The 11,315-nt window shown below is 63.4% G+C and carries 9 protein-coding genes; 4 read left to right on the top strand and 5 right to left on the bottom strand.

Features of this window, described 5'->3' with window-relative positions:
* Positions 1–30 precede the first annotated feature (30 nt).
* Positions 31–1,071 carry an ABC transporter permease gene (locus H9K76_RS10365; RefSeq protein WP_187600582.1) on the bottom strand — a complete coding sequence of 347 codons (1,041 nt, stop codon included), beginning with the start codon at positions 1,069–1,071 and terminating at the stop codon, positions 31–33.
* Between the two features lie 214 nt (positions 1,072–1,285).
* Here H9K76_RS10365 and H9K76_RS10360 point away from each other — a divergent pair, with 214 nt between their 5' ends.
* Positions 1,286–1,801 carry a DUF2127 domain-containing protein gene (locus H9K76_RS10360; RefSeq protein WP_246475453.1) on the top strand — a complete coding sequence of 172 codons (516 nt, stop codon included), beginning with the start codon at positions 1,286–1,288 and terminating at the stop codon, positions 1,799–1,801.
* On the opposite strand, the gene H9K76_RS10355 is transcribed toward H9K76_RS10360, so the two are convergent.
* A complete protein-coding gene (locus H9K76_RS10355) occupies positions 1,765–2,793 on the bottom strand; it encodes a microcin C ABC transporter permease YejB (protein WP_187600095.1) in 1,029 nt (342 codons plus the stop codon). The genes H9K76_RS10360 and H9K76_RS10355 overlap by 37 nt on opposite strands.
* A 22-nt stretch (positions 2,794–2,815) precedes the next feature.
* Positions 2,816–4,684 carry an extracellular solute-binding protein gene (locus H9K76_RS10350; RefSeq protein ID WP_187600093.1) on the bottom strand — a complete coding sequence of 623 codons (1,869 nt, stop codon included), beginning with the start codon at positions 4,682–4,684 and terminating at the stop codon, positions 2,816–2,818.
* 97 nt (positions 4,685–4,781) lie between these two features.
* Between H9K76_RS10350 and fabI the strand changes: the two genes are divergently transcribed.
* Positions 4,782–5,582, top strand: a complete 801-nt coding sequence (gene fabI / locus H9K76_RS10345; RefSeq protein ID WP_187600091.1) for an enoyl-ACP reductase FabI — start codon at positions 4,782–4,784, stop codon at positions 5,580–5,582.
* Positions 5,583–5,696: 114 nt separating this feature from the next.
* On the opposite strand, the gene H9K76_RS10340 is transcribed toward fabI, so the two are convergent.
* On the bottom strand, positions 5,697–6,425 hold the full coding sequence (locus tag H9K76_RS10340; RefSeq protein WP_187600089.1) for an IclR family transcriptional regulator: 729 nt from the start codon (positions 6,423–6,425) through the stop codon (positions 5,697–5,699).
* Between the two features lie 106 nt (positions 6,426–6,531).
* On the opposite strand from H9K76_RS10340, the gene H9K76_RS23435 reads away from it, so the two are divergent.
* Entirely contained in the window at positions 6,532–7,470 is a 939-nt protein-coding gene (locus H9K76_RS23435) for a hydroxymethylglutaryl-CoA lyase (RefSeq protein ID WP_246475452.1), read from the top strand.
* A 21-nt stretch (positions 7,471–7,491) separates the two neighbouring features.
* Positions 7,492–8,706, top strand: a complete 1,215-nt coding sequence (locus H9K76_RS23430; RefSeq protein WP_246475451.1) for a CaiB/BaiF CoA transferase family protein — start codon at positions 7,492–7,494, stop codon at positions 8,704–8,706.
* A gap of 74 nt (positions 8,707–8,780) precedes the next feature.
* Here the strand turns inward: H9K76_RS23430 and H9K76_RS10330 are convergent, their stop codons facing one another.
* Entirely contained in the window at positions 8,781–11,273 is a 2,493-nt protein-coding gene (locus H9K76_RS10330; RefSeq protein ID WP_187600087.1) for an arginine/lysine/ornithine decarboxylase, read from the bottom strand.
* Positions 11,274–11,315 lie beyond the last annotated feature (42 nt).

Raw genomic sequence — 11,315 nt, 5'->3', positions numbered from 1 at the left:
GCGTCTTGAGGGAGATGATTGTCGGTGCGCTCAATGGCCCTGCTTGCGGGGGTCCAGGGCATCGCGCAGCGCATCGCCCATGAAGGTGAGCAGCAGCAGCGTGATCACAAGCGTGAGAAACGTGGAGATCGAGATCCACCACGCATCGATGTTGTTCTTTCCTTGCGAAAGCAGCTCGCCCAGGCTCGGTGTTCCGGGAGGAACACCCAGGCCGAGAAAATCGAGCGATGTCAGCGCCAGGATCGCGGCTCCCATGCGAAACGGCAGGAAGGTCACGACGGGCGTCATGCTGTTGGGCAGAATGTGCCGCCAGATGATCTGCCAGTTGCTCACGCCAAGGGCCCGCGCCGCCTTGACGTAATCGAGCTGACGATTGCGCAGGAACTCGGCCCGCACGTAGTCGGACAGCCCCATCCAGCCGAACAGGGACAGCAGCACCAGCAGCAGCGCCACGCTGGGCGCGAAGACGGCCGAGAAGATGATCAGCAGATACAGCTCCGGCATCGAGCCCCAGATTTCGATGAAGCGCTGGAATGCCAGATCCGTCTTGCCACCAAAAAAGCCCTGGATGGCCCCCGCCAGCACACCAAGTACCACGCCCACCACAGTCAACGCCAGGGCAAACAGCACGCTCACGCGGAATCCGTAGAGCAACTGCGCGAGCATGTCGCGCCCACGGTCATCGGTCCCGAGCCAGTTCACCCGCGTGGGCGCGGAGGGGTTGGGCGACTCGGCAAAGTAGTTCAGCGTTTCGGGGCCATAGCGATTGATGGTGTAGACGGCCCAGTTGCCGTCTGCCGAAAGCTTTTGCTGAATGAAAGGATCGAGGTAGTCCGTGGGCGTATGGAAGTCTCCGCCGAACGTGGTTTCGGGATAGTCATGCACCAAAGGCACGTAGTACCGGCCCTCATACTTCACCAGCAGTGGCTTGTCGTTGGAGATCAGCTCGGCCACCAGGCTCAGCACCACGAGCACGGAAAAGATCACCAGACTCCAATAGCCAAGCCGGTGGCGGCGAAAGCGCCGCCAGGCACGCGCGGTTTGAGATTGCGAATTTCCCACGGAGTTGATTGTTGGCTGTCGAACGGTCAATGAACTGGAATTTCCTGTCGTCCCCACAGGCCGCCTCGTAGCAGGGCCCGGCACTGCGGTTCTCCGAAAACAATAATACCGACATTCACGCAGCCTATCGCAACTTGGCCTCCATTCTGACAAGTTGCGCGCCTGCGGCGGCACGAGAATGCACACACACTATCGACTGCTACCTGCGCAACGCACGAGTACCGTGTCTTCATCCTCCACACCATCCCGGCTGCGCGAGGCCGTCAAGGCCGTGGCAGCCTTCGAGGCCCTGAAGGGACTGGCTGCGCTGCTGGGTCTCCTGGGCCTGCTCGGGCTGCTGCACCATGATCTGCACAGGCTGGCCGTCGAGCTGATCGGCCACTTCGGACTCTCCCCGCAATCGCACTACCCGGAAATCCTGCTGCGTGGGGTCGACAGGCTGGCCGGCACGCCGACGCACACGCTGGTATTGCTGGGCAGTGCCTATGTCTCCCTGCGCTGGATCGAGGCCTGGGGCCTCTGGCACGACAGGGCCTGGGGCGAATGGCTCGGGGCCCTCTCGAGCGGCATCTATGTTCCGCTGGAGGTGCGCCACATCCTGGCAGTGCCACATTGGCAGGGCGTGGCTGTCCTTCTGCTCAATATCGCATTGATGGTGGTGCTGCTCCGGCGCATTGTCGATCGCAGGCGCCATGCCCCACATCAGTCGAACTTGACGCGCGGATCCACCCATACGTAGCACAGGTCGCTGATGAGCTTGGTGAACAGGCCGATCAGGGTGAAGAGGTACAGCGTTCCGAGCACCACCGGATAGTCGCGCCGGATCACGCTCTCGTAGCTCAGCAGGCCCAGCCCGTCCAGGGAGAACAGCGTCTCGATCAGCAGCGAGCCGGCGAAGAAGGCGCCGATGAACGCTGCGGGAAAACCCGTGATGATTGGAATCAGCGCATTGCGGAACACATGCTTCCAGAGCACCTGGCGCTCCGACAGGCCCTTGGCACGCGCCGTCAGCACGTACTGCTTGCGGATTTCCTCGAGGAATGCGTTCTTGGTGAGCATCGCCGTCACCGCGAAACTGCCCGCGACCATCGCGGTCACCGGCAGCGCGATGTGCCACAGGTAGTCGGTCACCTTGCCCATGAAGCTGAGCTCGTCCCAGTTGGCCGACGTCAGCCCTCGCAGGGGAAACCATTGCAGCTGCCCGCCGAAGACCACCAGCAGCAGCACGCCCAGCACGAAGCCCGGAATGGCATAGCCCACCAGGATGACGAGCGTGGTGAAGAAATCGAATCGCGAACCCGACCGGACGGCCTTCGCCACGCCCAGCGGCACGGCCACCAGGTAGCTGATGAAGAATGTCCACAGGCCGAGGCTGATGGACACCGGCAGCTTTTCCTTCACCAGTGTCCAGACATCCTTGTTCTGGAAGAAACTGCGGCCCAGATCGAACTTCGCGAACTGTCCGAGCATCTGGAAGAATCGCTCATGCGGTGGCTTGTCGAAACCATAGAGCTTCTTGATCTCTTCGATCCGCTTCGCATCCACGCCCTGCCCGCCCCGGTATGAAAATGCTGCGCCATCTCCGCCGCCGCCGGGCGCCGCCTTGGCTTCCGCCAGATATTGCTCCACTGGCCCGCCGGGGACGAACTGCACCACGACGAAAGTCAGCAGCAGCACGCCCAGCAAGGTGGGGATCATCAGGAGAATGCGTTTGAGTATGTAGGCGAACATGGATCGTTTGCACTCCTCTTGCTCATCGGCCCTTGTCGGCGGACGCGTTCACATGGGTGACCTGGGGCGGCATCCTGGCCCACCAGACATAGACCGCCCACAGCTCTCCTGGCGAGTATGCGGGCATGGTCTCCGGGAAGGCCACGCGCCACCCGTCGTACACCATCCGATGCTTGGCCGAGTAGAACTGGGGAATCAGGTAATGGCCCTGCACGATGATGCGCTCCAGGGCATGGCAGGCGGCCAGCATCTGCTCTTCCGTCTTCGCGGAAACCATCTTCTGGATCATCGCGTCGACCGCCTTGCTTTTCACCCCGACGAAATTCGATGCGCCCTCCTGGTCGGCTGCCGCGCTGCCAAACAGGTCCGCATACTCCTGCCCCGGATTGTTGGTGCCGGGAACATTGAGCGAAATAATGTCATAGTCGTATTTGTCCAGACGCTGCTGGTACAGCGCGTAGTCGACAATGCGCACCTTCAGGCGAATGCCAAGCTTTTCGAGGTTGCGCATCCAGGGGGACACCCCCTTGATCCCGGTCTCGCTGCTGTCCAGGTATTCGATCTCCATGGGCTCGCCCTTGGCGTTGCGCAGCACACCATCCTGCACTCTCCAGCCCGCGTCTTCCAGCAACTTCTGGGCCCGGCGCAGATTGCCGCGCAGGCTGCCGCCTTCATCGGTGCGCGGCGGCACCGAGATGGGCCCAAGCGTACCGGCCGGCAGGCTGTCCTTGTAGGGTTCGAGCAACTCACGCTCAAGCGCCGAAGGCTCGCCACGGGTTTCGCAGGCCGTGTTCCCGAACAGGCCATGCACACGGGTGTAGGCTCCGTAGAACATCTGCCGGCTCATCCACTCGAAATCGAACGCAAGGCCCAGCGCTTCCCGAACGCGCGCATCGGACAGCTTCTCGCGGCGCGAATTGATGAAGTAGCTTTGGAAGCCCGAGGGAAGCTTGTTGGCGAACTGCCCCTTCTGCAGTTCGCCCGAGTCAAACCGCTTGCCGGTGAGTCGCCGCGCCCAGTCGCCTGCGCTGTTGATGCGCATGAGATCGAACTCGCCGGCCTTCAGGGCTTCAAGCCGGGCTGTGCTGTCGCGGTAGATCTTGATGGAAATCTGGTCGAAATTGCCCATGCCCATGCGCACCGGCAGTTTCGCCCCCCAATAGGCAGGGTCGCGGACATACGTGATGTCCTTACCGAACTTGACAGGGCCGATCCGGTAGGGGCCGCTGCCGATGGGCGTGTCCGTGACCACTTCGTCGAAGGGTTTGGCCTTGCCATCCACCACGCCCCAATCCGCGCTGAAGACCGGGAGCGCGGCGCCCACCGTCAACGGCAATTCCCGGTTGGCTTTCTTGAACCGGAAGCGCACCGTCCTCTGGTCGATCACATCACAGCCCTCCACCTCGGCCATGATGGTCTTGTAGCCCGGCTGCGCAAACTTGCCCATCAGCGTGTCGAAGCTGTGCTTCACGTCCTTGGCAAGCACCGGCTTGCCATTGTGAAAACGCGCCTCGGCCCGCAGCCTGAACGTGGCGCTCATGCCGTCGGGGGGCACGCTCACATCCTCCGCAAGCAGCCCGTATCCGGTGGCGGTTTCATCAAGGCTGCCCGTCAGCAGGGTCTCGAACATCATGTCGGCCAGGTACGCTGGCGGAGAACCCTTGAGCGTGAACGGGTTGTACTTGTCGAAGGTCGAATAGCGCAGGTTGCTCACCAGCCGCAAGGTGCCGCCCTTGGGGGCATCGGGGTTCACATAGTCGAAATGCCGGAAGTCCGCCGGATACTTGGGCTCCCCCCATAGCGCATAGGCGTGGGCCGACCACGCGGGCACTGCCGCCAGCAGGCCTGAGCCCAGCAAAGCCAGGCAAGAAATGCTCTGTGTTAACCGCATGCGACAATTCTGCACTACACGGGCGGCAATCCATGCAAAACGATGATCGCCCACTGTCATCCGATCCTTTCGATTCATTTCCCAGGAGAACAATACAATGGGTTTTCTCGCCGGCAAGAAGCTGCTCATCACGGGCGTGCTGTCCAATCGTTCCATCGCCTACGGCATTGCCCGCGCCTGCCACGAGCAAGGCGCCGAGCTGGCATTCAGCTATGTGGGGGAGCGCTTCAAGGATCGCATCACCGAATTCGCCGCGGAATTCAACTCCACGCTGATCTTCGATTGCGACGTGTCCGATGACGCTCAGATCGAAAAGATGTTCGCCGACCTGGGCGCCGCCTGGGGCCGGTTTGACGGCTTCGTGCACTCCATCGGCTTCGCGCCGCGCGAGGCGATCGCCGGCAATTTCCTCGACGGCCTGACCCGCGAGAATTTCAAGATCGCTCACGACATCAGTGCCTACAGCTTCCCGGCGATGGCCAAGGCGGCGCTGCCGTACCTGAACGACAAGTCATCGCTGCTGACGCTGTCGTACCTGGGCGCGCTGCGTTCCATCCCGAACTACAACACCATGGGCCTGGCCAAGGCGTCGCTCGAAGCGTCCGTGCGCTATCTGGCCGAAGCCGTGGGCCGCACCGCGGACGGCCGCGCGATCCGCGCCAACGGTATTTCCGCCGGCCCGATCAAGACACTGGCCGCCTCGGGCATCAAGGATTTCGGCAAGCTGCTGGGCCGTGTGGCCGACGCCGCCCCGCTGCGCCGCAACGTGACCATCGAGGACGTGGGCAATGTGGCGGCATTCCTGCTGTCCGACCTGGCCAGCGGCGTGACCGCCGAAATCACCTACGTGGATGGCGGCTTCAGCCAGACGGCCGGCCTCTCTGCGGACCAGGTGTAAGCCTCAAACCTGTCTTTCAGCGGGAAGCCGCGTGCTTCCTCGTTGAACAAGCCTCAAAAGCCTCGTCGGCGCGCGCCGGCGAGGCTTTGTCGCTTCAAAGTGCGTCCATACTGCTCAAGGCAGTTCCCGCCCAAGCGCCCTTGCCGCCATCAGCACGTTCCTGACATAGCGCTCGTCATATCGGTGCACCGGCATCGTCAGGGTCAGCGCCGCCGCCAGTTCGCCATTCCTGCGGAACACGGGAACGGATATGCCTGCAATCTCGCTGCGCCGGTCACCCACTACCGCCTCGAAGCCGTCTGCCCGCACCCTGGCGTAGTGAACACGGTCGCGGCGCTCCCACTCCGACAGCTCGGGATCGAACGCCACGAGCACCCGTCCGCCCGCGCCCTTGCCCAGCGGCAGCAGGTCGCCGACGCGCGCATGGTCACGCACGGGATGCGGTGAATCGACACGGTACAGGCACAGCCTGTCCCTGCCCTGCCTCACATGGTAGGCGGCGCTTTCGCCCGTGGCCTTGACCAGCGCGCGCAACGCGGGCATCACCACCTGATCGAGCGAGAAGCTGGCTGCATAAATCGAGTGCAGGCGAGCGACGGCCGCCCCCACCGCGTAGCGCCCCGACTCCTGCCGCACAACCCAGCCCGCATGCTCCAGCGATGCCAGCAGGCGCGATGCCGTGCTCTTGTACATGCGCGTGCGCTCGGCCAGTTCGGCAAGACCCAGCGCCTCGTCGCCATCACGAAAGGCTGCCAGCAGGCTGAGCGCCCGGTCCACGGCCGCCACGCCACCGGGTGCGGCGTTTTCGTCGGCCACCGATTCGACAAGGGATTTTCGCGGCATGGTACGGACTCCGGTCGGGGAGCTTGACACACCATGGGCGTGCGCAGCAATATCTTATAAGACAGTATTCTGTTCTATCTTATAGAACTCCATCAAAGATGAAAACATGCCAGCCCCCAGAATTCACGACGTCCTGATCAGCGAGGTGGGCCCACGCGACGGACTGCAATCCGTTCAGCGGACCATGCCCACGGCCGACAAATGCGCCTGGATAGATGCACTGGTCGCAGCCGGCCTGCAGGAAATCGAGGTGGGCTCCTTCGTCTCCCCAAAACTGCTGCCGCAGATGGCGGACACTGCGGACGTCGTTGCGCATGCGCTGCGCCACCGCGAGGTGACGATCATGGCCCTGGTGCCCAACATGCACGGCGCACAGGCAGCCCTCGAAGCCGGCGTTCACAAGATCACCCTGCCGATTTCCGCCAGCCGCGCCCACTCGCTGGCCAACGTGCGCAAGACACCCGGCGAGATGGTGGAGCTGGTGCGCGACATCATCGCGCTGCGTGACGCTATCGCGCCCCATGTGCACGTCGAGGCCGGTATTTCGACGGCATTCGGCTGCACCATGCAAGGCGCCGTCGACGAAGACGATGTGATCGCCCTGGCGGTCGCCTGCACCCAGGCCGGCGTGGACGAATGCGGCCTGTCCGACACAACGGGCATGGCCAATCCCGCTCAGGTCAGGCGGCTTTTCACGCGGCTGATCTCCGAGCTCGGCGACAAGGCAGGTGCGGCGCACATGCACAACACGCGCGGACTGGGCCTGGCCAACTGCCTTGCAGCGTTCGAGGCAGGCACCCGCACCTTCGATGCGTCGCTCGCCGGACTGGGCGGCTGCCCTTATGCCCCAGGCGCATCCGGCAACGTGGTGACCGAAGACCTGGTCTTCATGTTCGAGGCCATGGGCATACGCACCGGCGTCGACATCGAGCGCCTGATCGCCGCACGCGAACCACTGGGCGCAGCGCTCCCCGGAGAGCCGCTCTACGGCATGACCCCGCTTGCCGGATTGCCCAAGGGCTTCAAGCCGCAACACAGCGCCTGACCCGGCCACCGAAGAAATCGAATGAACCAAGCCTCCTCCTCCACCTCCAGCCCCCTTCCCTATTCCGGCATCCGCGTCGTGGAGTTCGTCCACATGGTCATGGGCCCCAGTTGCGGGCTGATGCTGGCCGACCTCGGCGCCGAGGTCATCAAGGTCGAACCCGTGGGCCATGGCCGCGACGGCGACGCCACGCGCAAGCTGCTGGGCTCGGGCGCGGGCTTCTTTCCCATGTTCAATCGCAACAAGAAGAGCGTCACGCTCGACCTGCAGACGCCCGAGGGCAAGGAAGCCGCGCTCCGGCTGATCGCCACCGCCGATGTGGTCTGCGAGAACTTCAAGCCCGGCACGATGCGCAAGCTCGGCCTCGACTACGACAGCCTCAAGGAACGCTTCCCGCGCCTGATCTACGTGAGCCACAAGGGTTTTCTGCCCGGCCCCTATGAACACCGAACCGCCCTCGACGAGGTGGTCCAGATGATGGGAGGCCTGGCCTACATGACCGGGCGCCCCGGCGATCCGCTGCGTGCCGGCACCAGCGTGAACGACATCATGGGAGGCATGTTCGGCGCGATGGGCGCGATGGCAGCGCTTGCGCAGCGCGAGAAGACCGGCAGGGGCCAGGAGGTGCAGAGTGCCCTGTTCGAGAACAACGTGTTCCTGATCGCACAGCACATGATGCAGTTCGCAGTGACGGGCCAGGCCGCCGCCCCCATGCCGGCGCGCATTTCAGCCTGGGCAATCTACGACGTATTCAAGGTGAAGGACGACGAGCAGATCTTTCTGGCCGTCGTCAGCGATGGCGCATGGCGCGTGTTCTGCGATGCGTTCGGCCTGGGAGAACTGCGTGACGATCCTCGCCTTGGCAGCAACAACGCCCGCGTGCTGGCGCGCGAGTGGCTGATTCCGATGCTGCGGGAGAAAATGGCGAACCACACGTCGGCGCATATCTCGGAAATCTTCGAGGCCAACGGCCTGCCCTTTGCGCCCATCTCCGCCCCGCACGAGCTGCTGGAGGACCGCCACCTCAACGAGAGCGGCGCGCTGCAGCTCATCAACCTGCCCGACGGCCGCCAGGCCAAGACGGTACTGCTGCCCTTCACCATGGACGGCAGGCACCTCGAGGTGCGGCTCTCGCCGCCCAGGCTGGGCGAGCACAGCCTGGAGATCCTCACCCAGTTGGGCTACGACCTGCAGGAAGCACGCGCACTGGCCAAGGGCGAACAGCCGCCTGCATGATGTGTTGAACGAACCCGGGCGCCCCACTGCAACAAGCCATGCAGTGGGCCGCGCGCCCAGGGTTCAGGCAACCATCACACGTTGCGGCCAAAGGGACCGTCGTCGCCCACCTGCACGATGCGCCCGCCCTTCGCAGCCGCCTTGGAGGAAGTGGCCTTTTTGCCCGATGTGGCCGCCTTCACTGCGGCCTTGGCCGTGGCTTTGGGAGCCGCCTTTACCGCGGCCTTGGCCGGTGCCTTCACAGCAGCCTTCTTGGCCGCGGGCTTGGACGCCTTGACCTTGGGTGCGTCGGCCTCGGCCACGCAGTCCGCAAAGTAGCTCACGTTGCCGTCCACATCCTCGATCTCGACGAGGCCATGAATGTCGGTCTCGAAGCCCGGGCACAGTGCCGAGAACTCGCGCGAGAACTTCAGATAGTCCACGATCTTCTTGTTGAAGACCTCGCCGGGGATCAGCAGAGGAATGCCTGGCGGGTAAGGCGTGATCAGGCTGGTCGTGATACGGCCTTCCAGCTCGTCGATCGCCACGCGCTCGGTGCGGCGCTGCGCGATGTGCGCGAATGCGTCGCTCGGCTTCATCGCGGGCGTCAGGTCCGACAGGTACATCTCGGTGGTCAGCCGCGCGATGTCGTACTTGGCGTACAGCTGGTGCACGTGCTGGCACAGATCCTTCAGGCCCATGCGTTCGTAGCGCTTGTGCTGCTGGCAGAACTCGGGAAGGATGCGCCACATCGGCTGGTTCTTCTCGTAGTCGTCCTTGAACTGCTGCAGTGCGGCCAGCAGCGTGTTCCAGCGGCCCTTGGTGATGCCGATGGTGAACATGATGAAGAACGAGTACAGACCCGTCTTCTCCACCACCACGCCGTGCTCGGCAAGGTACTTGGTGACGATGGACGCAGGAATGCCGGTCTTGTCGAACTTGCCGTCCAGGTTCAGGCCCGGCGTGACGATGGTCGACTTGATCGGATCCAGCATGTTGAAACCATCGGCCAGGGGGCCGAAGCCATGCCACTTGGTGTCGTTGCCGTTCTTGCCGCGATTGCGGAAGATCCAGTCCTGCGCCGTGCCCACGCCCTCGTCCGCCAGCTTGTCCGGACCCCAGACCTTGAACCACCAGTCGCCCTTGCCGAACTCCTCCTCCACCTTGCGCATCGCGCGGCGGAAGTCGAGCGCCTCGACCAGCGATTCCTCGACCAGCGCGGTGCCGCCTGGCGGCTCCATCATCGCGGCGGCAACGTCGCAGCTCGCGATGATGCTGTACTGCGGCGAGGTCGATGTGTGCATCAGGTACGACTCGTTGAACAGCGGCCTGTCCAGCGGCACGGTCTGGGAGTCCTGCACGAGCACGTGGCTGGCCTGGCTGATGCCGGCCAGCAGCTTGTGGATCGACTGCGTGGAATACACCACCGAATGCTTGGGGCGTGCGCGCTTCTTGCCCATGGCGTGGTAGCTGCCATAGAACGGATGGAAGGCGGCGTGCGGCAGCCAGGCTTCGTCGAAATGCAGGTTGTCCACGTAGCCATCCAGCATGTTCTTGATGGTCTCGGTGTTGTAGAGCACGCCGTCATAGGTGGACTGCGTGATCGTCAGGATGCGCGGCTTCACGGCCTTCGCGTCCACGCCCTTGAGCAACGGATTGGCCTTGATCTTGGCCTGGATCGAGTCGATCTCGAACTCGTCCTTGGGAATGGGGCCGATGATGCCGAAGTGGTTGCGTGTCGGCTTCAGGAACACGGGCACCGCACCCGTCATGATGATCGAGTGCAGGATCGACTTGTGGCAATTGCGGTCCACCACCACCACGTCGCCCGGCGCCACCGTGTGGTGCCACACCATCTTGTTGGAGGTGGAGGTGCCGTTGGTCACGAAGAAGCAGTGGTCGGCATTGAAGATACGGGCGGCATTGCGCTCGCTCTCGCCGATGGCGCCATTGTGGTCCAGCAGCTGGCCGAGCTCTTCCACCGCGTTGCAGACGTCCGCGCGCAGCATGTTCTCGCCATAGAACTGGTGGTACATCTGGCCGACCGGGCTCTTGAGGAACGCCACGCCGCCGCCGTGCCCCGGGCAGTGCCACGAGTACGAGCCGTCTTCCGCGTAATCGAGCAGCGCCTTGAAGAACGGGGGCTGCACGCCTTCCAGGTAGGCCTTGGCTTCGCGCACGATGTGACGGGCCACGAACTCCGGCGTGTCCTCGAACATATGGATGAAGCCGTGCAACTCGCGCAGGATGTCGTTGGGCAGGTGGCGCGCGGTCTTGGTCTCGCCATGCACGTAGATCGGCACGTCGGCGTTCTTGCGGCGCACTTCGGTGATGAAGCTGCGCAGGCTCAGCACGATGGGATCGATGCCCATGTCCGAGGTGAACTCCTCGTCGTCGATCGACAGGATGAACGCGCTCGCACGGCTTTGCTGCTGGGCGAACTGCGTGAGGTCACCGTAGCTCGTCACGCCCAGGACTTCAAAGCCCTCTTCTTCAATGGCGTGGGCCAGCGCGCGGATTCCCAGACCGGAAGTATTCTCGGAACGGTAGTCCTCGTCGATGATGACAATAGGAAAGCGGAATTTCATGCGCTAACTCCAGCAGGCAAGGGGCGAAAAAAACGAAACAGG

Source organism: Diaphorobacter ruginosibacter, from assembly GCF_014395975.1.
Classification (GTDB): domain Bacteria; phylum Pseudomonadota; class Gammaproteobacteria; order Burkholderiales; family Burkholderiaceae_C; genus Diaphorobacter_A; species Diaphorobacter_A ruginosibacter.
This window is presented reverse-complemented; position numbering and strand designations above follow the sequence as displayed.

Excerpts from the sequence above, each read along its gene's own strand:
- H9K76_RS10355 (WP_187600095.1), bottom strand. The coding sequence starts at position 2,793 with ATGTTCGCCTACATACTCAAACGCATTCTCCTGATGATCCCCACCTTG.
- H9K76_RS10350 (WP_187600093.1), bottom strand. The coding sequence starts at position 4,684 with ATGCGGTTAACACAGAGCATTTCTTGCCTGGCTTTGCTGGGCTCAGGC.
- fabI (WP_187600091.1), top strand. The coding sequence starts at position 4,782 with ATGGGTTTTCTCGCCGGCAAGAAGCTGCTCATCACGGGCGTGCTGTCC.
- H9K76_RS10340 (WP_187600089.1), bottom strand. The coding sequence starts at position 6,425 with ATGCCGCGAAAATCCCTTGTCGAATCGGTGGCCGACGAAAACGCCGCA.
- H9K76_RS23435 (WP_246475452.1), top strand. The coding sequence starts at position 6,532 with ATGCCAGCCCCCAGAATTCACGACGTCCTGATCAGCGAGGTGGGCCCA.
- H9K76_RS23430 (WP_246475451.1), top strand. The coding sequence starts at position 7,492 with ATGAACCAAGCCTCCTCCTCCACCTCCAGCCCCCTTCCCTATTCCGGC.
- H9K76_RS10330 (WP_187600087.1), bottom strand. The coding sequence starts at position 11,273 with ATGAAATTCCGCTTTCCTATTGTCATCATCGACGAGGACTACCGTTCC.